The 23,347-nt window shown below is 39.3% G+C and carries 23 protein-coding genes and 3 pseudogenes; 9 read left to right on the top strand and 17 right to left on the bottom strand.

The window, feature by feature from the left end:
- Positions 1-67: 67 nt before the first annotated feature.
- Positions 68-1,018, bottom strand: coding sequence for a helix-turn-helix transcriptional regulator (locus AC6CHU_RS11175; RefSeq protein ID WP_251283864.1), 951 nt, complete (start codon positions 1,016-1,018; stop codon positions 68-70).
- Between the two features lie 109 nt (positions 1,019-1,127).
- Here AC6CHU_RS11175 and AC6CHU_RS11170 point away from each other — a divergent pair, with 109 nt between their 5' ends.
- Together AC6CHU_RS11170 and AC6CHU_RS11165 are read left to right on the top strand one after the other, a co-directional pair.
- Entirely contained in the window at positions 1,128-1,607 is a 480-nt protein-coding gene (locus AC6CHU_RS11170) for a GyrI-like domain-containing protein (protein WP_159863583.1), read from the top strand.
- 23 nt (positions 1,608-1,630) lie between these two features.
- Positions 1,631-2,092, top strand: a complete 462-nt coding sequence (locus AC6CHU_RS11165) for a DUF8821 family protein (RefSeq protein ID WP_498121646.1) — start codon at positions 1,631-1,633, stop codon at positions 2,090-2,092.
- Positions 2,093-2,187: 95 nt separating this feature from the next.
- Here AC6CHU_RS11165 and AC6CHU_RS11160 read toward each other — a convergent pair whose 3' ends face one another.
- The 8 genes and pseudogenes from AC6CHU_RS11160 to AC6CHU_RS11125 form a co-directional block, all read right to left on the bottom strand.
- A complete protein-coding gene (locus tag AC6CHU_RS11160; protein WP_251283866.1) occupies positions 2,188-2,634 on the bottom strand; it encodes a DUF4385 domain-containing protein in 447 nt (148 codons plus the stop codon).
- Between the two features lie 627 nt (positions 2,635-3,261).
- Positions 3,262-3,696: an SMI1/KNR4 family protein gene (locus tag AC6CHU_RS11155; RefSeq protein WP_159863586.1), complete on the bottom strand. Its 435-nt coding sequence runs from the start codon at positions 3,694-3,696 to the stop codon at positions 3,262-3,264.
- Between the two features lie 4 nt (positions 3,697-3,700).
- A pseudogene (locus AC6CHU_RS11150) lies at positions 3,701-4,150 on the bottom strand (T7SS effector LXG polymorphic toxin); the annotation flags it as partial.
- A gap of 56 nt (positions 4,151-4,206) precedes the next feature.
- Positions 4,207-4,854 carry a hypothetical protein gene (locus AC6CHU_RS11145; RefSeq protein WP_201306514.1) on the bottom strand — a complete coding sequence of 216 codons (648 nt, stop codon included), beginning with the start codon at positions 4,852-4,854 and terminating at the stop codon, positions 4,207-4,209.
- 261 nt (positions 4,855-5,115) lie between these two features.
- Entirely contained in the window at positions 5,116-5,613 is a 498-nt protein-coding gene (locus tag AC6CHU_RS11140) for an SMI1/KNR4 family protein (protein ID WP_159863587.1), read from the bottom strand.
- Between the two features lie 254 nt (positions 5,614-5,867).
- Positions 5,868-6,302, bottom strand: coding sequence for an SMI1/KNR4 family protein (locus tag AC6CHU_RS11135; protein ID WP_498121690.1), 435 nt, complete (start codon positions 6,300-6,302; stop codon positions 5,868-5,870).
- Between the two features lie 4 nt (positions 6,303-6,306).
- A pseudogene (locus AC6CHU_RS11130) lies at positions 6,307-6,756 on the bottom strand (T7SS effector LXG polymorphic toxin); the annotation flags it as partial.
- Between the two features lie 669 nt (positions 6,757-7,425).
- Positions 7,426-8,007, bottom strand: a pseudogene (locus AC6CHU_RS11125) (ribonuclease YeeF family protein); the annotation flags it as partial.
- A gap of 413 nt (positions 8,008-8,420) precedes the next feature.
- Between AC6CHU_RS11125 and AC6CHU_RS11120 the strand changes: the two are divergent.
- Both AC6CHU_RS11120 and AC6CHU_RS11115 read left to right on the top strand, forming a co-directional pair.
- Entirely contained in the window at positions 8,421-9,053 is a 633-nt protein-coding gene (locus tag AC6CHU_RS11120) for an HNH endonuclease family protein (RefSeq protein ID WP_159863588.1), read from the top strand.
- 87 nt (positions 9,054-9,140) lie between these two features.
- Entirely contained in the window at positions 9,141-9,386 is a 246-nt protein-coding gene (locus AC6CHU_RS11115) for a hypothetical protein (RefSeq protein WP_159863589.1), read from the top strand.
- A gap of 256 nt (positions 9,387-9,642) precedes the next feature.
- On the opposite strand, the gene AC6CHU_RS11110 is transcribed toward AC6CHU_RS11115, so the two are convergent.
- The 6 genes from AC6CHU_RS11110 to AC6CHU_RS11085 form a co-directional block, all read right to left on the bottom strand.
- Entirely contained in the window at positions 9,643-10,113 is a 471-nt protein-coding gene (locus AC6CHU_RS11110) for an SRPBCC family protein (protein ID WP_498121643.1), read from the bottom strand.
- 374 nt (positions 10,114-10,487) lie between these two features.
- The gene (locus tag AC6CHU_RS11105; protein WP_498121641.1) at positions 10,488-11,981 is read right to left on the bottom strand and encodes a family 1 glycosylhydrolase; all 1,494 of its coding nucleotides are present in this window, start codon (positions 11,979-11,981) and stop codon (positions 10,488-10,490) included.
- A 152-nt stretch (positions 11,982-12,133) separates the two neighbouring features.
- The gene (locus AC6CHU_RS11100; RefSeq protein ID WP_159863591.1) at positions 12,134-12,454 is read right to left on the bottom strand and encodes a PTS sugar transporter subunit IIA; all 321 of its coding nucleotides are present in this window, start codon (positions 12,452-12,454) and stop codon (positions 12,134-12,136) included.
- A 78-nt stretch (positions 12,455-12,532) separates the two neighbouring features.
- Positions 12,533-13,867 carry a PTS cellobiose transporter subunit IIC gene (celB, locus tag AC6CHU_RS11095; RefSeq protein WP_251283871.1) on the bottom strand — a complete coding sequence of 445 codons (1,335 nt, stop codon included), beginning with the start codon at positions 13,865-13,867 and terminating at the stop codon, positions 12,533-12,535.
- 21 nt (positions 13,868-13,888) lie between these two features.
- Positions 13,889-14,197, bottom strand: a complete 309-nt coding sequence (locus AC6CHU_RS11090) for a PTS sugar transporter subunit IIB (RefSeq protein WP_251283872.1) — start codon at positions 14,195-14,197, stop codon at positions 13,889-13,891.
- Positions 14,198-14,430: 233 nt separating this feature from the next.
- Positions 14,431-16,353, bottom strand: coding sequence for a BglG family transcription antiterminator (locus AC6CHU_RS11085; RefSeq protein WP_251283873.1), 1,923 nt, complete (start codon positions 16,351-16,353; stop codon positions 14,431-14,433).
- Between the two features lie 482 nt (positions 16,354-16,835).
- Here AC6CHU_RS11085 and AC6CHU_RS11080 point away from each other — a divergent pair, with 482 nt between their 5' ends.
- Positions 16,836-17,453: an NAD(P)-dependent oxidoreductase gene (locus tag AC6CHU_RS11080; RefSeq protein WP_251283874.1), complete on the top strand. Its 618-nt coding sequence runs from the start codon at positions 16,836-16,838 to the stop codon at positions 17,451-17,453.
- A gap of 187 nt (positions 17,454-17,640) precedes the next feature.
- Positions 17,641-18,162: a PadR family transcriptional regulator gene (locus AC6CHU_RS11075; protein ID WP_311315918.1), complete on the top strand. Its 522-nt coding sequence runs from the start codon at positions 17,641-17,643 to the stop codon at positions 18,160-18,162.
- A 201-nt stretch (positions 18,163-18,363) separates the two neighbouring features.
- On the opposite strand, the gene AC6CHU_RS11070 is transcribed toward AC6CHU_RS11075, so the two are convergent.
- Positions 18,364-19,674 carry a PRD domain-containing protein gene (locus AC6CHU_RS11070; protein WP_311315921.1) on the bottom strand — a complete coding sequence of 437 codons (1,311 nt, stop codon included), beginning with the start codon at positions 19,672-19,674 and terminating at the stop codon, positions 18,364-18,366.
- A gap of 544 nt (positions 19,675-20,218) precedes the next feature.
- Between AC6CHU_RS11070 and AC6CHU_RS11065 the strand changes: the two genes are divergently transcribed.
- From AC6CHU_RS11065 to nagB, 3 genes are all read left to right on the top strand, one after another.
- Positions 20,219-20,713 (top strand): PTS sugar transporter subunit IIA, encoded by a 495-nt coding sequence (locus tag AC6CHU_RS11065; RefSeq protein WP_251169696.1) that lies wholly within the window; start codon positions 20,219-20,221, stop codon positions 20,711-20,713.
- A 97-nt stretch (positions 20,714-20,810) separates the two neighbouring features.
- Positions 20,811-21,647 (top strand): Cof-type HAD-IIB family hydrolase, encoded by an 837-nt coding sequence (locus AC6CHU_RS11060; protein WP_251283876.1) that lies wholly within the window; start codon positions 20,811-20,813, stop codon positions 21,645-21,647.
- A 38-nt stretch (positions 21,648-21,685) separates the two neighbouring features.
- Positions 21,686-22,417 carry a glucosamine-6-phosphate deaminase gene (nagB, locus tag AC6CHU_RS11055; protein ID WP_251283877.1) on the top strand — a complete coding sequence of 244 codons (732 nt, stop codon included), beginning with the start codon at positions 21,686-21,688 and terminating at the stop codon, positions 22,415-22,417.
- 61 nt (positions 22,418-22,478) lie between these two features.
- On the opposite strand, the gene AC6CHU_RS11050 is transcribed toward nagB, so the two are convergent.
- The gene (locus AC6CHU_RS11050; RefSeq protein WP_498121636.1) at positions 22,479-23,255 is read right to left on the bottom strand and encodes a MurR/RpiR family transcriptional regulator; all 777 of its coding nucleotides are present in this window, start codon (positions 23,253-23,255) and stop codon (positions 22,479-22,481) included.
- Positions 23,256-23,347 lie beyond the last annotated feature (92 nt).

The raw sequence follows: 23,347 nt of genomic DNA, 5'->3' as shown, positions 1-23,347 counted from the left end.
ATGCTATAAGTGAAGCATCATCCTTTTTATATTGTGACTGCAGAATGCAAGGTTTTATCTCCTCGTCTTATGGGCAGAATGAACGTAGCCTCTCCTGCAAACCTTCCAAGATTTCTTCCGGCATCTCCCTAGCCTTGATATCCCCTCCGAGGAAAAGCAGCCAGTTAATCATTTCCTTCAGCTCTTCAGAATTATGGACATTAATAAAGGTCTTTAAAACGGCTGTCGTTTGGTAAGGATTTGTATAAGAAATGGATACTTTTAAAGGATGGTATTTTTTGAACTGGGCAATAGCCTCCGGTCCGAGTTCAAGGATCAGATTGTTTACTTCCCTCTGCTTGCTTATTTTTTCTAAAATACCTTTCCTGCTTACTCTTTTTTTCACAGGATATCGTTCAACACTGGTGAGATTGTCCACGGGGAAGATTTTCTTCTTTTCCTCCTTTAAGTCAAAGCCTTCAATCAGCCAATTGCTTTTTTCACGATAAAGATGCAATAGGTAAATGGGATAGGACTCTTCGTTGATAGAAATCAATAAATAGTTATCCTGAAGCAGGGATTGAATGAGTTTTTCCAGCATCGGATGAGGCAGATCTGACAGTTCAAGCAGGTCGGGATTATTAGGGTTAGTCCCTTCAAAAAGCAGGATCTGATTTAAAAGAACAAGGTCTTCCTGCTGGTTTTCCGAGATGAGGCCGAGCAATTTTTCTGCTAATGACTGACGGCTTTTCAGATAAGGAAGCTGCTGATTTCTTGTAGCCATAAAGGCAAGGAACAACGCCTTGATCTCATTGTCAGTAAAGCGGACAGCAGGCAAAACAGAATTGTTCATCACAAAATAGCCTCCGTCTCTTCCCACTTCAGCGACAAGCGGCATTCCCATGGCTTCAATCTCCCGAATATCTCTAATCGCTGTCGAACGGGAGATGTTAAATTCCCGCATGATTTCAGAAATAGTAAAGTGGGCACGATTATTGATATACCGCATCATTACATTAATCCGCTCAACTTTTTTCATTTGGCCTCCTAAACAGTATCACTTTTTGACATGATTTAAGGATATTATAAACTCATCAAGTGAAAGAAGAAATCATTTGATCAATTTATCGAGAAGGAAGGTTTTGAATATGGCAGATTATACTCTGGAAGAAAAAGAAGGCTTTACCGTTTTAGGCATTGGAACTGAACTAAAGAGCCATTACACAGATTATGCGGGCATCCAAAAGGAAAAAGCGGATTTTTGGCAGGCAATCGAACAGGACGGAAGGCTTGATAAACTAAAAGCCATTGCCTCAAATGATTACATTTTTACTGTGAATGAAGCGGTGAATAACAAAATGATGCATTATGCTGGTGTTATGACAGAGGAGTCGCTGCCGGAAGCATCAAGACTGATCCAATTCCCTAAGGGAGAATACATCGTTGTCAAAGGGGAAGCCGAGACAGGAGAAGAGTTAAGCAACTTAGTTACCGGCATCGCTTTTGGTCAGGTCCTGCCGGAAGCAGAGAATGTTGCTTATGTTGGAGGGCCTAATGCAGCTGTTCAAATGGGCGAGCGTAATGGCCTGGTATTTGGTGAAATGTGGATTCCTGTTGTTAAGAAATAACAAATAATAAAGGCGGGATGGCAATGTCCTATACAGTTGATTTTAAAAACGTGTCTGCGATTGGCTTAGAGTCTTCCCCGGCAGCGGAAGCCCTTGCTGGTTTGCGCGCAAATGAAGCCAGGTACTTTAAAACCAAATACAAACATGAGTTTACGGTAGTACCAGCCAGCGAAAGCCGGGAGACCCTAGATTATGTGAACCGGATTTTGAAAGAACGCGATATAGAATTTGCAGCCAAACCTTTAGAAACAGCGCAGTTTCAAGTTGAAAACATCAAATGGACCTACGTCTTTTATGAAGATGGCCTAAGTGTTAATGTCATGTATACAGTAGACGACCCTAAGAAACGCGCGGTAGGCTTCAAGCTTTCTGAGGGGATGGAAGTACCAAAGGAATTAGAGGGGAAATTCAAGTTTGCCAAACGGAAATCTAAGCTGGCGGGAATTATTCGGGGTTCGTTTTTTGTTATTAAAGGGGAGTATTGATCTTTCTCTTAAGCGAAAAACGAACAATGGTATACACATACAGCACCTCTCTATCCATATAGTGGGTGCTGTTTGTTTATTTAGTATATGCGGATTCAGCCATATTTTTTTTGATGCTCTTTCTTTCGATTAAGATAATCTTTATCCTCACGGGCGAGCTTCCATTTTTCCATAAAGATAGCGGCTGATTCTGCCTTCACCGGATCATTCTGTCTTTCTTTTACATCGCCATCCTCATCATATTTCCTTCCGCCTTTGTAATTCGTATACCGGCGAGCTCTTGTGTAACCCATCTGCAGAAATTTCCTTGCCATGTCCATACCGACAAAATCATCTTTCTCCTTATAATCGAGAAACATTTGATAGATTTTATCCGATGATTCTTTAGCAATTTTCGGATTCTTGAATCGCCAATGCCTCAGGATTTCGCTCTTATAAGGCTCCACCAGCAGCACACCCTGCTCTCCCCTGCCAACCCTATACAGTTCGGGATTTTTGCGGAAATCTATGTTATCGAAGTCTAAATCGTAATCAAAAGCCATATCTGTCACCCTTTTTATTTTGGGTTTACCCTGGTGAGTCTTTTTGTATGCAGAGTAAAGTTAAATAGTGCTTCTGTCTATATAAAAGAATCACTTTTCTCTCGTAAATTTTTTGTTTCACGTGTAACATTCATTGTTTTATACAAACTTTGTAAAGTAAAATAACGTCACACTATTCAAGTATTACAACACTACATCATGATGGAACAACCTTCGTGAGCTATGAAACTCAATAAACAATCATTTAAAGATGATTATTAAATTGTTATATGTACTTAAGAGTTTTTTAATACATCATAGAGATGTTTCAAGGTATATCTCCAGTCTAAAAATAATTAATAGTTCACACGACACTAGGTAACTCTCTCAACAAAGAAACTCTTCAATTTCATAAGTTACTTTAAATGAATCTGGTCTTCCTCCTGCAATTTGATCTGGATTGTGAAGCGCATCTTGTCTAATTGACGCTCATACATTTTGTCACGTTGCTTTGATGCCACTCTATGTTTATTGGTTACCGGATCCTATTATAACTTAAATCTTATTCGTCATTAAAAGCCCACACAAAAAACCCCTTAAAAGGCGCTATGCCTATTCAGAGGTTTAAAGCAATACTAACTATATTTATTACTCCATATCAATATAATATTTATCGTTGTCCATAACTTTCCTTAAAAACTCTTCTAAAGAGTCGGCAATTTTTATCTCGTCGTAATAAATAGAATTATTTTTATCCTCACTCAAGTCAATTAATAATAATGCACTTTCATTTGCTTCAAAAAAAATTAATTTACCATCTTCAAGTTCTTCATACACTTCTATATCAGGATAAAATTCAAAATCATTAACTTTTAATCTGGCATCTTTTATAGAATTTGGTCCCAAAATCCGATTTATATTATATTCAGATTTTCTAAGAAAACCATAACCAACTTCTAAAAGGAATTCTCTTAAATCATATGGGAATCTTAACCCTAAGGCTGACTCAACTTCTTTAATTTCTTTTTCACTTACAGGGAAAAACTGATTACCAACTTGATTTTTAATAAAGTCAAATCTCATAAAATCACTTTCCTCCTTTAAATAATTCATTGGCAGGCGATCCCGTACCAAGGATTCCTGACTGATGTTCATTTGGAAATTTGGCAGGATGTATATTCCACCATTCATGTTCCCCTTGGAAACTATTCTCAATTATATGATGAGCGTCGTATTTATCTCCTTTTCTTCGAGCTGGTTCACCAGTCTTCTCAGAAATTACGTCTTCAGCATAAGTAGGCCACTTTTGACTTGTTTTTATCTCCCACTCCTCAATTAGCTTATCTTTTACTTTATTGAATGCTCTTCGATGTTTTCTTGTTTCGATAGGCGATAACTTCCTATATTCTCTATTTCTTAATGCTTCCTTCAATTTCTCTATTTGATTTTTTGGTAGCTCTCTTCCCGTTCGTCCTTTTACATCTCTAATATACTTTTTTATTAGGTCTGAATCTATCTTATTACCCGAACCCTTAACCCCAAACACACCATCCGCCATCGTCTTAATCTTCATCAACGGATCATTAAGAACATTTAAGGAACAGGCCCCCGAGTCAGTCCACTACCTGCCATGGCCGGTGCCTGAACCGGAGTGTAAATCGGGAATGCCTTCTCCCCTTTACCAGCCTGGCGAACCGTCTTGGCAATAGTTCCTGCTTTCCCGATTCCCTTATCTCCTATAATGCCAATTCCAAGGGAAGTGAGGCCATAGGTAAAGAAAGCAGTCCTGCTTTGGGCATCTCCATTTACGACATCCCGATCCCAGGCATCGGTAACCGCCGACCAGATATATTTCGGCATATCCAGAACTTGGCGCACTTTTCCTATAGGGTCATTTATGATGCCTAAGTAAAATTCCTGGTGCTTCCTTTGGTTTTCGAGCAGCTGGTCACGGTTAAACAGCATTTCACTGCCCAAAAACAATGGGCTAAATGGGCCCATGATGGTTCTGCCCAGCTCATAGGTTGACTTCAGCCCATCCCATGTATCCCCTACAGCTTTGGATGCCCCCTCAATGACGCCTTCAGCTATATTTTGAAGAATATTTTGCGCGCTTTCTGGATTTGGATTCGATACTTCCTCGTGGAAATCCTTCCAGCTGAGAGATTTAGGCTGGTATTGAGCCAATGATAAGCTGCTGCTTTGGAACACACCGGCCAATTTTTGGATGTATTGGTTCATGAGAGACCGATCCTGAAGTAGTGGGTCCAGCTCAGCTGTTTCCCGATGGTCGTCTCTTTAACCATGAATTAACAAAAATAAATGTGCAGTATAAATCTTTCACGGCTTGATTCCACGGAGCGCATTGATACAACTCTATGTTTAACCGTTACCAAATCCTATGATTACTTATATCTAACTCGTCATTGAAAGCCCACACAAAAAAGAAACCTTGAAAGGCATACAGCCAATCAAGGTCATCTTATTCTATAAAAATGATTATTACTTAATATCATCATATGCATCACCTAGGGAGATAAAATCACTTCTTAGCCAATACCAATATTGCCCTTTATTTTTTACAAGTCGTTCAAGTAAATCAGTAAAAGAAGTAGCAATAATCTGGGATTCACCAACAAGCCCATGGCGGTCAAAAAAACTATCGTAGCATCTACCTAGTCTACCTTCATTGAGGTCAATCGTTAAGTATTCATCCGTTCCATCATTACAAACAATATACCAGTTAGATGAAATATCTTCTTCACATAATTCTCCTACAATTATTGGATTTGCCAATACAAACTTATCAGGAGACACAAGATAAATTGGATATTCCTCATTTTCAAATAAAACTAATCCCCCACAAAGATTATAAAACTCTTTTAAATCACTAGGTAAAATATGCTTGCCTTCATCAATAATGGGTAATCCAGAAGGCTCGAAGACACGACAATGTGGTAAAGTGTTTATTTGTGTGAGCAATTGCTTTATCTTTTCCATTAGCTTCACTCCCGATAATTATATTTATTAAAGGAATTTCCCCCCTCATTTTCTGATATTTGGGTATAAAAATAAATTTATGCCATTCTTCTAGGATCATTTCATTAACTGTTTCAGCTGATGCCACTCTATGTTTATTGGTTACCGGATCCTATTATAACTTAAATCTTATTCGTCATTAAAAGCCCACACAAAAAACCCCTTAAAAGGCGCTATGCCTATTCAGAGGTTTAAAGCAATACTAACTATATTTATTACTCCATATCAATATAATATTTATCGTTGTCCATAACTTTCCTTAAAAACTCTTCTAAAGAGTCGGCTATTTTTATCTCGTCGTAATAAATAGAATTATTTTTTTCCTCACTCAAGTCAATTAATAATAATGCACTTTCATTTGCTTCAAAAAAAATTAATTTACCATCTTCAAGTTCTTCATACACTTCTATATCAGGATAATATTCAAAATCATTAACTTTTAATCTGGCATCTTTTATAGAATTTGGTCCCAAAATCCGATTTATATTATATTCAGATTTTCTAAGAAAACCATAACCAACCTCTAAAAGGAATTCTCTTAAATCATATGGGAATCTTAACCCTAAGGCTGACTCAACTTCTTCAATTTCTTTTTCACTTACAGGGAAAAACTGATTACCAACTTGATTTTTAATAAAGTCAAATCTCATAAAATCACTTTCCTCCTTTAAATAATTCATTGGCAGGCGAGCCCTTACCATGGATTCCTGACTGATGTTCATTTGGAAATTTGGCAGGATGTATATTCCACCATTCATGTTCCCCTTGGAAATTATTCTCAATTATATGATGAGCGTCGTATTTATCTCCTTTTCTTCGAGCTGGTTCACCAGTCTTCTCAGAAATTACGTCTTCAGCATAAGTTGGCCAATTTTGACTTGTTTTTATCTCCCACTCCTCAATTAGCTTATCTTTTACTTTATTGAATACTCTTCGGTGTTTTCTTGTTTCGATAGGCGATAACTTCCTATATTCTCTATTTCTTAATGCTTCCTTCAATTTCTCTATTTGATTTTTTGGTAGCTCTCTTCCCGTTCGTCCTTCTACATCTCTAATATACTTTTTTATTAGGTCTGAATCTATCTTATTACCCGAACCCTTAACCCCATACACATCATCCGTCATCGTCTTTATCTTCGTCAACGGATCACTAAGAACATTATAAGGCAATGGCCCCCCGGTCAGTCCACCACCTGCCATGGCCGGTGCCTGAACCGGAGTGTAAATCGGGAATGCCTTCTCCCCTTTACCAGCCTGGCGAACCATCTTGGCAATAGTTCCTGCTTTCCCAATCCCCTTATCCCCAATAATACCAATTCCCAGGGAAGTGAGGCCATAGGTAAAGAAAGCAGTCCTGCTTTTGACATCTCCATTTACGACATCCCGATCCCAGGCTTCGGTTACTGCAGACCAGATATATTTCGGCATATCCAGAACTTGGCGCACTTTTCCTAAAGGGTCATTTATGATGCCTAAGTAAAATTCCCGGTGCTTCCTTTGGTTTTCGAGCAGCTGGTCACGGTTAAACAGCATTTCACTGCCCAAAAACAATGGACTAAATGGACCCATGATGATTCTGCCCAGCTCATAGGTTGACTTCAGCCCATCCCATGTATCCCCTACAGCTTTGGATGCCCCCTCAATGACGCCTTCAGCTATATCTTGAAGAATATTTTGCTCGCTTTGTGGATTTGGATTCGATACTTCCTCGTGGAAATCCTTCCAGCTGAGAGATTTAGGCTGGTATTGAGCCAATGATAAGCTGCTGCTTTGGAACACACCGGCCAATTTTTGGATGTATTGGTTCATGAGAGACAGATCCCGAAGAAGCGGGTCCAGCGCAGCTGTTTCCCGATGGTCGAAGTCCTCCAGTTTCTCGACGGTTTCGCGGCTTGAATCCTCTGCCCGCTTGGATGCCTGGATAAAGCGGTCATCCTCCAGCCGTGGAAGGGTAACAATGTCGCTAACGGACTTCATGATTCCATTCGCTTCCTGTGTCAGTTCAGCTGTGATCTGAAGAGTGTTTTTCAGCCCTTGTGTGAGTTCATGCTCAAGGAATTCTTGACGGATAAAGCCTGAAGGAGAGGGTTCAAGAGCTTTCAATGAACCTATAAAACTTTTTAAGTAGGATTGATACTCATCAATCCAGGTTTTCAGGAATTGCAGGAAAGGCAGATGGCATTCCTGGTAGAACGCACGTATAGCCTGGCCACCCTGTCCTTTAAAGGCATCTTCAAGAGACACCAGCTCCTGGATGGATGCCTGAACTTGGCTTACCTGTTCTTTCAAGATCATTAATTGATTACTCGTCTCGTCGATTCCTTCAAGCAAGGAATCTGCTTCTAAAACCTTCAACAGAATCAGCTCCGCTTTGTAAATTCCAATTTATTCTATTTCTATCTTAATAGACTCTGATTCTTACTCCAATAGGAATATTGGCATAAAATAGTGTAAAAATACATTTGAGGTGTTGGTTTTTTAGGGATGACGTAATCATAGCCTGGATAACCTATAAAGCTATGAGAAAAGATCTACATAAATAAAAGATAAGGACTCCAAATTATTTATTTTTATAATATTTACAATATTTTAACTTTAAAGAAAATAAGCAATGTAATATCATGGTAAGCGGAGACTTACTCCATTAATCTGCCTGCTAATATCAATTTCTATCACGTTTTTTTCTGCACTCCATTTGGTTTCAACTATAAACATCTCATTCAATAAAACAAGATGTTAGTAGAAAAAAATACATAGGAGGCATTAACATGCTGAAGAAATCAATGATGTTTGTCTTTGCGGTAGTCCTGTCGTTTGCTGTTTTTCAATTTGACATGTCGACAGCATCGGCGCTGCCGAACGGAATTCCTTCCAAGTCCACCGCCCAATCTGAATTAAACTCGCTGACTGTGAAGGCCGAGGGGTCTATGACTGGCTATACGCGTGATCTTTTCCCTCATTGGATCAGCCAAGGCGGCGGCTGTGACACCCGACAGGTGGTGCTCAAGCGGGATGCTGATTCCTACAGCGGGGATTGTCCTGTAACGTCCGGTAAGTGGTACAGCTACTATGATGGCGTCACTTTGACCTCTCCGTCTGATCTCGACATCGACCATGTTGTTCCATTGGCCGAGGCATGGCGTTCTGGCGCGAGCAGCTGGACCACATCCAAACGTCAGAGCTTTGCCAATGATCTTAGCGGCCCGCAGCTGATTGCCGTGTCTGCCAGCACCAACCGCTCAAAGGGAGACCAGGATCCTTCGACATGGCAGCCGCCCCGTTCTGGTGCCCGCTGTGCATACGCCAAAATGTGGATTGACACTAAATATCGCTGGGGGTTAACCCTGCAGTCATCCGAGAAGTCGGCACTGCAAAGCATGCTTAACTCTTGTTCCTACTAATCTTATTAATGCTTTAAGCTGGTACTGCCAACCGGCGTTTGTAATACTTGCAGTGTAACCCCCCAACCACAGAAGGGAGTCATTCAATTGGAAAAGAAGACATCAGTCTTTCACGCAACTCATGGTGTAATGACGAATGAAGTCGGTGTGATCAGCGGGGAGCTCGAATTGATCACTACCTGCGATGATGATGGTGCCCTCAATCTCTCCATCACATATGTCGGCGCTAAAGAGTGGTACACGCTGCCGGGGAAGGACTACCGCCTGCACGACCCTCGTGACCACGAGGTTGTTCACCGTATGCTCGCCACCGTGCTGGAGCGCCCCTCATAGTTCTGATAGCTATAAGAGGGGTTTTGAACAAGCCGTTTTATAAAGCCAAAAAGCAAGCTTTTTTCCAGCTTGCTTTTTTGAAATATTCTCATTTGGAACCTTGCCAAAGCCTGACCATCTGCTTCCGAAAAAGGGTCCCGAACTGCTAAAAGCGTGCTTTGAAGCAGCATTGTTCAAAGCACGCTTTTTAATAACTGGATTGCTCGATCACTCTTATGGGCCTAATCCTTTATAAACACACGAAAGGCTATAGATGCTATTTAAATGATTCCCTATATATATCACGCAGCTTAGCTGCATTATCATGCCACACAACGGGCTGATGATTAACAATTTGGCAAAATACATCCAGACATCTATGCCAACCTGCTGCAGTGTTCACTGCCCATGAATCATCGTCAAAAGTATGGGTGAAGATCATTTTGCATCCTTTACCCTCTTCCTGCAATGAAATGTTTAACAGATCATCAACTTCACGGAAACCAAATAAATATGGCGCTTCTAACTCTGTAATGATACCGGTATATGTCGTTCCTTCCCCATCGTCAAAAGCAATTTCACCGCCAAGTTTAAGATCCATCTCCCCTGTTGCAAAAGGATACCATTTCGAAAAGTCACCAGGATTTGTGAGGACATGAAAAACATCTTCTGGGTTATGGAGAAAAAATCGTTCAAATCTCAAAGCATAACGACCGTCAACTTTATGTAGTGTGCCATATTCATTCATCATTTCATGCTCCTTTTTTAATCGCTATCCGCCTTTAATTTCAACCATTTCTGCAGGATTGTGCACTTAAAAATACAAACGTATGTTTCTTTATTATAATCAACTTTTACGATTCTTTAAACATCCTATTAGCCAGTCTGCTATTCAAAAAAAGAGGATATATGCCCGCCTATCGGACATAATATCCTCCTTATTAAAATAGTCTATTTAACTATGAAGGGTCTTACTGCAAGTAGAACCCTTAATTCAACTGTTTTTCAAAGCATGTTTCTGCGCTTCTCCTGGAAAAAATGAAGGAGCTTTACTCACACCAATTTCTTTACGTTTGTCTCTTTCACGAAACTCAAAGCTGCCAAACGAAGTGCTAGATTAAATTAAAAACTAAGATCGTCCCCATTCGTTGCTATCACTTTCTTATACCAATCAAATGATTTCTTCTTTATTCTGTTTAAGGTTCCATTTCCTTCGTCGTCCATGTCTACATAAATAAACCCATACCGCTTTTTCATTTCTCCCGTTCCGGCTGAAACTAAATCAATGCATCCCCACGGTGTATAGCCCATTAAATCAACGCCGTCTAAGGTTACTGCTTTTTTCATTTCGGTGATATGATCACGGAAATACTGGATTCGATAATCGTCTTCCACATATCCATTTTCATCCACTTTATCAATAGTGCCCAACCCATTTTCAACAATAAAAAGCGGTTTTTGATAACGATCATAAAGTTCAGATAGTGTGTATCTGAGCCCCACCGGGTCAATCGCCCAGCCCCACTCTGTTTTTCTCACGAATGGATTGTCATCTCCCATTTGGCCGCCCGTATCCGTATTCTGGACGATTTCTGTATGGTAAACACTGCTGCGGTAATAACTAAAAGATAAAAAGTCCGAAGGATGCGCCCTGATGATCTCGTCATCCCCTGGTTCTTTTTCTATGGTTACTCCCAGCTGTTCAAAAAAATGGTCCGCGTAAGAAGGATAGTAACCTCTCATCATAATATCGGAATAAATCAAAGCGCCTCTTCTATAGTCCAAGGCTCCAAATACATTTTCAGGCTTACAATCCTTTGGATAGATGCAGCTTAAAGCAACCATGCAGCCAATCTTCGCATCAGGAATAATCTCGTGGCAAAGCTTATTCGCACGGGCACTCGCAACAAACATATGATGCTTTGCCTGATAGCGCACCTGTGCTGCAGCCTCCCTCGTTCCCATAAAAGCGTAGCCATTGAGTACATTAATTTCGTTAATGGGGATCCAATACTTCACTAAATCCTTATATCTTGTGAAGACCTCTTTGCACATTCTTAAGAAACATTCAATCGTTTCACGGCCGCCCCAGCCATTAAAATGCTCCGCCAAATACGCAGGGGTTTCAAAATGATACAAGGTGACTAAAGGTTCGATATTGTATTTTCTGCACTCTTTAAAGACATCTTCGTAAAATTTCAATCCCTCTTCATTTGGCTGTTCTCCTTCAATTCCGCCTTTTGGGAAAATACGGGACCAGCTAAGAGATAACCGGAAGCATTTAAACCCCATTTCTCCATATAGTGCAATATCTTCTTTGTAACGGTGGTAAAAATCAACCGCCTTATGGCTTGGATAATAAACATGATCGTCAATAAAGCCTGTTCCCCCTTCTGGAATCGTATCTAATTGGGGATCCCCAGTTGGCCGTCTGTTTACCATTGTTTTTCTGCCATCTTTTAACTTGATCGTAATCTTTCTTGGACGGTCTGCAGAACCATTTGTAATGAAGTCGCTGGTCGCCAGCCCTCTGCCGCCTTCATTGTACCCGCCTTCATATTGGTTTGCAGCGGTTGCCCCGCCCCATAAAAAATTCTCCGGAAATGTTTTTCTCATCTAGGTCCATTCCTTTCTTTATTCAAAAGTAGATCACGAAACCATCATTTTTATAAAAAAAAGCCCAGAATGTTGGGCTTTTACATGACCGATTTTTTTTATTGCAGGTTTGAAGGCACTTAATGATTTACTGCCAGGTGCAGAGTTCGTTCTTAATCCTTTTTAATCAGCTTGTGCAAATCAATTATTTCCCTGGCTAACTCTTTAAGAGTCAATGCAGTCATTAAGTGGTCTTGTGCATGAATCATAATGAGGGGAATCTCAAATTCAGATCCGCCTGCCTCTTTTTGAATTAAATCAGTTTGAACATGATGTGCTTCGTTGAAGGCTGAATCTGCTTCGTTCAATTTTGCTTCCGCTTCATCAAAATTTCCTTTTTTCGCTACTTGCATCGCTTCCATCGCGAGGCTTCTTGCATTCCCAGCATGCAGGATTAATTGAAATGCAAGACTGTAAAGTTCTTCTTTATTCATGATGATTAACAGCCTTTCATATAATTTACTAGGAAAAGAAGATTCCCTTTCCTGCCATTTTGGTTACCCATTAAATGTTTAAGCGATATGTTCTTTTCCGCCTGTGTTCATCGCATCTTCTTCTCTCTTCTTCGCTCGATCATATATTTTGAAGAATGGTGTATAGATTAAGAAAGAAATAAGAATGTTCACCACATTCATCACGGCCCCTGAAATATGCCCGCCACTAGCCAGATAACCGGAGATAATAGGCGGCATTGTCCAAGGTACGGCTATACCTACTGGCTTTGCTACTAATCCCATATCCATTCCAATGAAAGTTACAATAACTGTTACGATTGAAGTAAGGACGAAGGGAAGGATCATGATTGGATTTAACACAATCGGCATGCCAAAGATTAATGGCTCATTAATATTAAAGATACCAGGTCCAAGTGCCAAGCGGCCAAGATTTTTCATTTGCTTGGATTTAGCAAACAATACCATTGATAGAACCAAACCAAACGTTACGCCCGTTCCGCCGATGTGAATGAAGTTATCCCAGAATTGCTGCGTAACAATGTGAGGCAGAGGTTCACCCGCCTGATAGGCAGTCATATTGTCACCCATGGCACCAAACCAGATTGGTTCCATTACACTTTTTACAATGTTTGTACCATGTAATCCAGTAGACCATAGAACCGTTACGAATAACTCAGCAACAATCGTTCCGCCCAGAGTAAGGCCAACCATTTTTAACGGGTCACCTAACACGATGGTTACTAAATCATTGATACTTTCATAAGGAGTCAATTCAACAAGTAAGCGGATTACCCAAACCGTCACCAATACAAAAAGCCCCGGAATTAAAGAAGCAAATGATTTACCCACACTTGGCGGTACACCTGCCGGCATTTTTATCACAATATCTTTTTTGACGACCCAGCGATAAATTTCAGTTGATAAAATAGCAAAAAGTAAGGCAACAAACAACCCTTTACTGCTCAAGAAGGCTTTTGAAATGGCTCCCGTTACCAGAACTCCTTCAGCATCAGCTGGGGTAAAGGTGAAACTGAACGGTGTTGTTAACAGGAACGCGGCAATGGAAATAGTACCCGCACTCATCGCATCAAGCTTATAACTTTCTGCTAACCGGTATGCTACCGCGAATGCTGCAATAATGGACATGATATTGAAGGTAGCATCAACTGGATAGGATAGTTTTGCAGCCCAGCTGGCACCAAAAATGGACGTCATCCAATCGGCATATCCCGGAATTGGAAAGTTAGCAATGATTAAGAAAATTGAACCGATCACAATGAATGGCATCGTTGCAATAAGGCCATCGCGAAGAGCCAATAAGTGTCTTTGCCCGCCAATCTTTGCTGCAACAGGCATAACTTTCTCTTCTAGAAAGCTATTGAATTTGCTCATCTTGTTACTTCCCCTCTTAAACTATTTTTTATTTACTAGGTTTATAGCTGTTTTTAGAACTTCAGCCCCATCACACATCCCGTAGTGAACTGGGTTGATTGCCTCAACGGGAATATTCTTTTCTTCCCCTAATGTTTTCATTTTTGGAAGCAGAAACCGGACTTGCGGCCCTAAGAGAAGGACATCTGCATTGTCAACGTGGAGATTGATCTGATTGGCTGGAACTGCCCAGATTTTCCCTTCAACACCTTGTTCTTCTGCTGCCTTTTCCATTTTAGTCACCAGCAAACTTGTACTCATCCCTGCTGCACAGCATAATAAAATATTCATTCCTTTTTACCTCCTATATAATAAAAATGGTTTTTGAAAAATATGTAGCCTATTTCTCTAAGCTGTCTATAAGTCTTTTCTTTTGTCTCTTTCTATTTACAGTTTATTTTGAAAGCGTTTCATTTTACAGAAAGGATTTTTCCGTTACGTAACGGAAAAAGGCTGAACGCCCTTGTTTATTCCGGCAAAAAGGAGTATCCCTTTTGGAATACTCCTTTGCAAAACTACTCGTTTTAACAATCATTTAATAGTTTTATTATTTCTTCAGCTGATCCGCACTTTAGCACCTTTTGGACCATAGCACTGTTTTCAATTAGCGTAATAAGCCTTCTATACATCCGTTCCAGGTCATCACCAGGCTCTTTTCGAACATTTAATAAACAGACAAATTGAACCATCTGTTTATCAGCCCATTCAACAGGCTTTTTTAATGTGCACACAGTCCAAAATGTTTCTTCTGTTTCCGGTGTAAGCGGGTGAGGGACGGCGACAAGGTTTCCAAAGCTGGTTGGAGCCAATGCCTCCCTCTCGAGCACTGAATCTGCATAATTTTCAGATACTAATTTTTGTTTGTATAACTCTTCACACATAAAACGGATGACGCTTTCTTTATCCTCAAACTTTTTATGAATAAAAACTCTGGATTTGTCTAAGTAGCTTTGTTCCTCGTACCCGTTTACAGACGATAAGCCCTCCCGGATACTGGCAATATCACCTTCACCTAAAAAAGTATTGACGACCTGTACAGGGACGCCCAAATCTCCTTTTAACGGTATTGTGCTAATAATAAAATCGATTGAGGACAAGTCGTATTCATTCAGCTGATAATAATTAGTGGTTGCCACAATATCGAGTTCATCTTTAAATTCATTTTTCAAGCGGTAGAACAATAGCCTGGCGCTTCCCACGCCTGAAGCACACACAACAATGACCCGTTTGGCCTTCTTTTGCAATGTCTTCATTCTTTCTAATGCCACGCCTATATGTATGGCAATATAGGCAATTTCGTGTTCTCCCACTTCAACGCCCAAATACTCTCCAATACATTTGCTGGCTATGGCCGCTCCCTCAAATGCGCTTGGGTATTTCCTTTTGATGTCGTCTAATAAGGGGTTCCGAATGTTCATATTGTAGCGTAATCGATTCATCGCAGGCCGAATGTGCAAAGTCAGTGCTTGAATGAATTCCGAGTCATCGTGAAAATCCCAATTCAGTTCCGTTTTCAGTCTTTCCAGCATGCACTGAATCATCGTACCCAGCTCATCGAATTTACTAAATTCATTCAAGGTATTCTTATGAATTAATTTTGTCCCTAACAAATGGACAATAATATAATCAATTTCAGCAAGGGGGAAATGCTGTCCGGTAAATTCCTCTACTTCTTTCACAATTTCATTTGCTACTATACTTTCAAAAGGATATTTCCCGGTTAGATCATGTTCAAGGTTTTTAATAACAAACCCTTCTTCAATTCTCTTACATCCAATGGTGATATGGGTCGCTAAATTCTCGAGTGCTATATCAGAGATTTCAAATTTGTATTCATTTACTTTTTTGATGATGATTTCCTTTATCTTTTCAAACAGCTTTTTGTCCAAAAGCTGCAAAGACTTGCTGTCAATGTTTAAGTTGCTGCTTCTGCTGATAATATGATTTGAAAAGCATAGCCGCCTCATATATTCGTCGCCTTCGACACGCGTGCCATGATGAGGTTTGGAAATTAATTTCAGCTGATAGCTTTCCAGTATTTCGCGGACGATTTTTAAGTCACTTTGCAGTTTAGGCTTAGAAACAAACAGATCTTCCTCAAGGCTTTCCAATTTGATTAAATCCTTTTCCTGCAAAAAACGCTTTAATATATATAAGACCCGATTTTCCTGTATGGAGAAATCTGATTTAGAGTCATCGATCGATTCCGCTGCATTATGTGTGAACACACTCTCAAACAGGCTATAATCCTTTATTTCTAAGAGATAGCCCTTACCGCGCACCGATTCAATAGCGATCCCTAATAAGCTTTGTGATTGAAGTTCTTTGATCTCGGTTCGGATCGTTCTATCACTTACACCAAGTTCTTTTGCCATCCATTCAGCTGTAACAGGTTCAGTTGACTTCATTAAAGACAGCACAATATCCTTTTGCCGTTTTGTAACCACCTTTCTATCCCCCTTTCGTTACTCTTATTCATGACTCTTTCTGTATATATTGTTGTGACTATAAATGAAAAAATATAACTGATGATCTTGCACCTTCCACCACGAACACAAACCCTTGATAAGGGCCTTTTTAAATAAATTCCATCCTACTTTATATTTTCCTATCCAAATCGTTCTGTCAAGGTCAATGAAAAGAGAGGCTCCCCATATAAACAGCTTCGTATTGCTCGGATACATCCTCATGATCCCATTCTCTGAAGAATCACCTCCTGGAATTTGGATTGCAGGCTTTGTCATTTATCTGCTATCCATTTTTAAACCAGTAGGCAGACAAACGAACTAAACCAATAGCCTACCCGCCAAGTCACTTTGTTAGATGCAAGGTGACTTGGCAGCAGATATAGAGTACAATCTGCCTAAATACTCCGATAAGTGCTCATCTTGAAAGAATAGTTTTACCAAAATGAAAAAGGAGTGGAAATATGAGGATTATTGTATTTGGTGCAACCGGGGGCGTTGGCCAACATGTCGTGAAGCAATCATTAGAAAAAGGGATTGCGGTTACTGCTTTCGTACGCACCCATTCAAAGATAGAAGCCTCACATGAACAGCTTCAAATTGTACAGGGAGATGCCTCTAATAAAGAAGAAGTCGCCGCAGCCATTGCAGGTCATGGTGCTGTTGTGTCATGTTTAGGCTCTAATCAGGGAATGAAAAAAACAGCAGAACTTGAAGAAATGACAAAAAATATCGTAGATGGCATGCAGGCACACGGCATCCAGCGCATCGTCTACACAGCTTCTGCAGGCATTAACAAGGAAATTCCAGGAATCAGCGGAAAACTGATCATGCAAATGCTGAGAAACCCTCTCGCAGATCATCGGAATGCCGTGGATTATATTCAAGCACATGGATTAAACTACACAATCGTCCGGCCGATGGGATTAACGAACGATGCTTTAACAGGAATGTACAGGGAGTCAGAAACGGGCGTACCAGAAAAAGCAAGAACGATTCCGCGCGCCGATGTAGCACATTTCATTGTGAAAGCATTAAGCGATGAACAGTACCAGAACTCATCCATTGGCATTGCTACCTAGGTGTCCCATTAAAAAAAGAAGCTGAATTTAAAGACGTTTCACTTACTGACTTTAAATTCAGCTTCTTTATCTGGGAAGGTCATCTTTTACTATCCCTTCACTCCTCACTATCTGGCTGGGCAATTGACTGCAAATGAAATATACGAGAAAATATAAAACAAGATTGTAGCAAGAAAGGCTGATCTCAGTGGAACAACGCTCGCTTATTCTACTTGGGCTACTCATGAGCCAAAGTCAGCATGGGTACCAGATTAATGAATTTATAGAGAGAAACTTAAGTGCCATAACGGACATGAAAAAACCTACCGCTTATGCAACATTGGATAAACTCAGTCAAAAAGGATATATTGACATCCAGTTGGAGCAAGAAGGAAACAGGCCGACTAGAAAGGTGTACTCCATCAATGAGAGCGGCAAGCAATACTTTTACCAGTTATTGCTGAACAACTTATCTTCAGCTGAAAAAGTAAATTACAATGGAGATATCGGGTTGATGTTCAGTGATTTTCTTCCTCTGGAAAAAACCATTCCTGCATTGGAAGAACGTTTAAAAAATAATAAAGAATTATTGGAAACGATGAAACAAACACCTTCCCACGGAGTAAGGTCTGGAGTCAATCTGGCAGTAGAACACAAAATGGCGATGCTGGAAGCAGAAGTCTCTTTTCTTGAAAAGACTATAAAAAATCTTTCTCTTTATTCGGAGTAAATCCTTTATGGCCAGTTCAATATAAAAAAACTGATAATTACACTTAATTGGTCACTTTTGACTAATCATGCTAATTTAGATGCTGCCTTTGATTCTAGCTGTTGATTCATCATTCAACCTAATAGAAGGATTATTCATAAACCAAAAACCTCCCTGATTGCAAGATGGATCTGGAAGGTTTTTTGTATGGTTTCATATCTCTTACAAGAAATGCGAAGGGTACTTTGTTAGTAAAAGTTCCTTTATTTCTTCTGGATCTTTATCTTTGATTTCATCAATAAAATGATCAGATAGAATTTTTCTTCGGGAACTGCTTGAGAAGCCTATTTTCAGCAATTTATCAATATCCCTCAGATTTAAATAAAAATTTAATTTTACACAGGAGTAACTGTTTTCTGCTAATAATGCGGCAATTCGATTGGAGAAAGTAATAATTAAATCATATTCAATATGTTCAAGTTCATACAGTTCATTTATATTATAGGTTCCTGCCACTGTAACGTCTAAGTGATGGCGAAGATTCTCTGCAAAATAGCTGGTTTTTTCTATTGCAGAGTTACTCACAATCACAATTTTCCTGCTATTCCTTCCAATCACTTTATTTTTCATCGTAAATTTTCGAACTAGCAAGGTCAGGGCTGAGATTTGCAGTTTTGAAAACTGAACATCCATTTTTGTTTCAATAATGGGAGTCGCCTTACTCACCGTTCTATACAACTTAGGCAATACTTTATGAGTATCATCTAACTTTTTATCATAGAGATTATAATCAAGCTTATTACGAATATAACATTTGTAAATATAGGAGTACACCTCATTAAAAATTGCTTCATAGTCATAAAAAGTCGTAACAATATGGTCTTGAACTTGATTGATAAAAGCGAGCACAGCCATCTTTAATCTCGTGTCCATAGGAGGCGGTGAAAACGACATATAGTCAAGAGACGCGGCCAAATACGTGAAAAATAAATTCTCCCTTTTTTGATTTATGAATAGCTGATAGTTTGGGACCTTTAAATCAAGTTCCATTTCTGCTTCCAGCATATATCCCTGTCTAAACCGATATAGGCTAAGAACTAAGCAGAGCAGGCAGAATTTCTTAGAAGGATATGACATTCTTACTTGATTCTCTTTGATAAACTTATTTAGTATGTCCTTTGCCTCTGCTATATCCACTTTGGCCATTTCAGCAAAAACCTCGAAAATCATTTTTTGCAGCGGATTATTGGCTTTCCGATTCATTAGATTCCCAGCCGAATCGATCTCTACAAGAGAAACTAGAATTGATGCAGTTAGAATTCGATAGGACCTTTCAGAACCTGCAACTTTCATTCCCTTTTTCGGGACAACCTCAAATCGCAGATTCCTTTTATTCAGATACTCAGTAAGCGCCTTATTATCCTTTTTCTTTGTCGTTAGGCTCATTCCCATCTTCTCATACAGCTTTGAGACATTGAGAATAGGGTAAAAAAAAGAAAAAACAATAATAGCGCAATCCGTTCCTTTTGTGATGAAATATAATGTTCAAGCTGCAGATTGCTTACAAAATCAATATAGTCATTATATTTTAACTGACTAATAATGGTGTTTTTTTCTATTCTAAGCTGTTTATCATCTGGAAGATGCAAGTTAATATTCATCATATGTCTTTTTAAGCTATTTGAACTTCGTCCGAAAAGCTGATCGGAATCTGCTAGATCTAACTTTCCTTTTTCCTGAAGAAAACCAATAAGTTTTAAGTCAAGACTATTAATGCTTATTGGGATCAGCCCCTTTCAACTAAAAGATTGTATAAAAAAAGCATAACCTAACAAGACAGTAAATTAAAATGCAGATTTAGTGTACTTTTCACTCCGGAGTATTGAACCAATGTCCAGGTATCTTTTTGGAACAGTTTCAGACCATAAAGTTCCCTTGAACCGGATCCTATTAAAAAATAAAATCAATATGAAACAATAAAAGCAAATAATAGATGTTTAATAATTTCTTTGAAGAGTTCCCTTTGCTTTTATAGCTGATGTTTTAGGGTGCTCAAAAAAGGGCAGGAGAGGATAGCATGTTTAAAAAACTTTTTAAGAAACAAACGGCTTCAGAAGAGATTGTAAGCCCTGCTAACGGGGAATTAATGAAAATAGAGGATGTCCCAGATCCTGTATTCAGTCAAAAGTTAATGGGAGAAGGAATTGCTGTTTTGCCATCAGATGGAAGGATTGTGGCCCCTGCTAGCGGCGAAATCATCCAGTTAGCTGAAACTAAGCACGCCTTTGGCATTAAAACGGACCTGGGCGCTGAGATACTTGTTCATATTGGGTTAGAAACTGTAGCTTTAAAAGGCCAGGGTTTCAATCCAGCAGTAAAAGTGGGGGATAAGGTGTCAAAGGGACAGCTCATTATAGAAGCTGACCTGGAGTTTATTTCTAAAAATGCGGCAAGTACAATTATACCAATGGTCGTAACGAATAGCTCAGAGGATTTATTCACGTTTACATGGAAAACGTCCACTGACGTTACCAGGGGAGAAAGTGAAGTCTTAGCGATTACATTAAAATAAAGAGAGATTAAGCAGAATCTACTAAAACGGCTGCAGATAGCATCCGTTTTTTCAACATGTTCTGTGATTTGCTTTTACTATAAATGAGGAAGCAGGGATGTCATTGAAACTATTTGCACTTGATCTGGACGGCACACTGCTGTCTCCTGACAAACAAATTTCACAAGAGGATGTTGAGGCTATCCAGGAGATACAGAGAGATGGTCATATTGTGATGGTCTGCTCCGGACGGGCTCCTGAAGATATTAAAGCCATTCTCAGCAAATATAATCTTACGTGTCCAATAGCGGGAAGCAATGGGACTGTTGTAGAGGCTGACAATCACATAATAAGCCAGATTTCAATGGAACAGAATGATGTAATCTCCATTATTCAGAGATTGAACGAAATGGTTTTCCCCTACTGTCTCTATACGAATAATGGAATCTACTTCCCGGATGATTGGTCAGAACGGGTAAAACAAAGTATCAAAGGTTTAGGAAATACAGATTTTCACCGGTTTATCGAAAGGCCACAAATCTCTGTGCATGTGAATGTTTTTACAGACCATACCAAACTACTGCTTGATAAGCATATAAAGGTTAACAAACTGTACATTCTCACGTTTGGTCCAGATCGAAGAAACAAGCTCGTTCCCTTTTTGAATGATTATTCAAATATTGCGGTTACTTCATCAAGCTCTATAAATGTTGAAATTATGCATAAAGGTGGACATAAAGCCGTTGGCCTGAAAAGAATGGCGGAATATTATAATATCCCTTTAGAAAATACTGTGGCTATTGGAGATAATCTTAATGACATTCCAATGCTAGAATGTGCCGGCTATTCGATTGCAATGGACAACGCAGACAAGGAAGTTAAGAAAATATGTGACTTTGTCACACTGTCCAATTCCGAAAGCGGTATCTCACATGCTTTAAAGCAATTCAGGTAATACAAGTACGCTCTACCCTTACAGAAAGGAGAATGGCTATGAAAATACTAAAAGTAAAAGATTATGATGATATGAGCAGAAAAGCGGCTGAGTTTGTTGCAGAAAAGGTACGCTCTAATCCAAGTCTAAACCTTGGATTGGCAACAGGCGGAACTCCAGTTGGCTTATATGATTATTTAATAAAAGATCATTACAAAAATCATACTTCCTATCGACACGTCACTACGTTTAACTTAGACGAATACATTGGGCTTTCGGGAGAAAATCCTTATAGCTATCGTTATTTTATGAATGAACACTTGTTTGACCATATTGATATTGTAAAGGCCAATACATACGTTCCTCAGGGAGATGGGAATAATCCAGAGAACCAATGTATCGAATACGAAAAGCTGATCATGAAGCATGGAGGAGTGGACCTTCAAATTTTAGGAATTGGAAGCAATGGTCATATCGGTTTTAACGAACCGGGGACATCTTTTCAATCGGAAACACATATTACGGAGCTAACCCAATCAACACGAGAAGCAAATGCACGCTTTTTTAACCATATAAACAACGTTCCATCCCAGGCCATCACAATGGGAATTGCCAGTATAATGAGAAGTAAGGAGATTTTACTGCTAATTTCAGGAATTAATAAAAAAGACGCTTTAACTCAACTGTTAACAGGTGAACCGAATGAAAATTTCCCTGCATCCATATTGGAAACACACCCCCATGTTACACTAATTGCAGATGCTGAGGCGCTGGGAAACGCAGCTTTTTAATCACAAAAAAGCCATGAAACGAATGGAGTATTCCTGTTCGATTCATGGCTTTCGTACTGAATCACGTTATAGTGGCATCAGTACTTCTATTAGTGTTTTTATCACTTTTTAACAGGGATAACTGATGAATGAGCATATCGACGATGACAAAGAAGCCAATTCTTGAAATTTTGTCGTTTCTTTTGGTGTCGGAGGTATGTGTATAAACATATAAATTATCATTCGTGTAACTGGCTAATTTATTGGACTGGAAAGACGTTAAGCTGATGATGTCAGCCTTTTTAATATGTACTTTTTTTGCTGTCTCAACAATCTTTTCGGTATTGCCAGACAATGAAATAAAAATAACCAAATCGCCTTCCCTGACGAAATTCGTGAAAAGTTCTGATAAATTATAATCCTTTATGAATACACATTGGATCCCAATGGACAATAACAAATGTTCTAAATAGCTCCCCACTGCTTTACTTGTCCCTCTCGCCATCACAAAGACGTTGTTGGCTGAAAGAATTTTTTTCGAGCAGCTCTCTAATGCTTCTTCGCTTACAAGTGTAAATGTTTTATCCACACTATCCCTTAACATGTCTCGAAACGAAAGCCCCTGGCTGGATTCATCAATTTCTTCTTTTGCAAGCGTACTAAAATGATATTTAAGTTCTTTAAACCCGCTAAATCCGAGCTTTTGGGCCAAATTAATGATGATGGTTTTGGATACGAAGGCAGCATCCGCTAGTTCATTTATTTTCAGATATGGAATGATTTCTTTATTATTTAAAATATAATTGAGGACTTTTCTTTCACTGGCAGTCATATCGTCATAGTTCTCTAAATAATTCATCATATAATCCCTCGAATTATGGCAGTAGTTAAACACACAGTTTATTATACCATGACAAAAATGGAATAAACATCAGCAAAAAACCTTCCATA

It is taken from the genome of Cytobacillus sp. GQ23 (assembly GCF_059758675.1).
This window is presented reverse-complemented; position numbering and strand designations above follow the sequence as displayed.

Excerpts from the sequence above, each read along its gene's own strand:
- AC6CHU_RS11090 (WP_251283872.1), bottom strand. The coding sequence starts at position 14,197 with ATGAATATTTTATTATGCTGTGCAGCAGGGATGAGTACAAGTTTGCTG.
- AC6CHU_RS11135 (WP_498121690.1), bottom strand. The coding sequence starts at position 6,302 with ATGAGATTTGACTTTATTAAAAATCAAGTTGGTAATCAGTTTTTCCCT.
- AC6CHU_RS11175 (WP_251283864.1), bottom strand. The coding sequence starts at position 1,018 with ATGAAAAAAGTTGAGCGGATTAATGTAATGATGCGGTATATCAATAAT.
- AC6CHU_RS11050 (WP_498121636.1), bottom strand. The coding sequence starts at position 23,255 with ATGAATTATTTAGAGAACTATGACGATATGACTGCCAGTGAAAGAAAA.
- AC6CHU_RS11165 (WP_498121646.1), top strand. The coding sequence starts at position 1,631 with ATGTCCTATACAGTTGATTTTAAAAACGTGTCTGCGATTGGCTTAGAG.
- AC6CHU_RS11120 (WP_159863588.1), top strand. The coding sequence starts at position 8,421 with ATGCTGAAGAAATCAATGATGTTTGTCTTTGCGGTAGTCCTGTCGTTT.
- AC6CHU_RS11100 (WP_159863591.1), bottom strand. The coding sequence starts at position 12,454 with ATGAATAAAGAAGAACTTTACAGTCTTGCATTTCAATTAATCCTGCAT.
- AC6CHU_RS11080 (WP_251283874.1), top strand. The coding sequence starts at position 16,836 with ATGAGGATTATTGTATTTGGTGCAACCGGGGGCGTTGGCCAACATGTC.
- celB (WP_251283871.1), bottom strand. The coding sequence starts at position 13,867 with ATGAGCAAATTCAATAGCTTTCTAGAAGAGAAAGTTATGCCTGTTGCA.
- AC6CHU_RS11065 (WP_251169696.1), top strand. The coding sequence starts at position 20,219 with ATGTTTAAAAAACTTTTTAAGAAACAAACGGCTTCAGAAGAGATTGTA.
- AC6CHU_RS11170 (WP_159863583.1), top strand. The coding sequence starts at position 1,128 with ATGGCAGATTATACTCTGGAAGAAAAAGAAGGCTTTACCGTTTTAGGC.
- AC6CHU_RS11160 (WP_251283866.1), bottom strand. The coding sequence starts at position 2,634 with ATGGCTTTTGATTACGATTTAGACTTCGATAACATAGATTTCCGCAAA.
- AC6CHU_RS11110 (WP_498121643.1), bottom strand. The coding sequence starts at position 10,113 with ATGAATGAATATGGCACACTACATAAAGTTGACGGTCGTTATGCTTTG.
- AC6CHU_RS11105 (WP_498121641.1), bottom strand. The coding sequence starts at position 11,981 with ATGAGAAAAACATTTCCGGAGAATTTTTTATGGGGCGGGGCAACCGCT.
- nagB (WP_251283877.1), top strand. The coding sequence starts at position 21,686 with ATGAAAATACTAAAAGTAAAAGATTATGATGATATGAGCAGAAAAGCG.
- AC6CHU_RS11145 (WP_201306514.1), bottom strand. The coding sequence starts at position 4,854 with ATGAACCAATACATCCAAAAATTGGCCGGTGTGTTCCAAAGCAGCAGC.
- AC6CHU_RS11155 (WP_159863586.1), bottom strand. The coding sequence starts at position 3,696 with ATGAGATTTGACTTTATTAAAAATCAAGTTGGTAATCAGTTTTTCCCT.
- AC6CHU_RS11060 (WP_251283876.1), top strand. The coding sequence starts at position 20,811 with ATGTCATTGAAACTATTTGCACTTGATCTGGACGGCACACTGCTGTCT.
- AC6CHU_RS11140 (WP_159863587.1), bottom strand. The coding sequence starts at position 5,613 with ATGGAAAAGATAAAGCAATTGCTCACACAAATAAACACTTTACCACAT.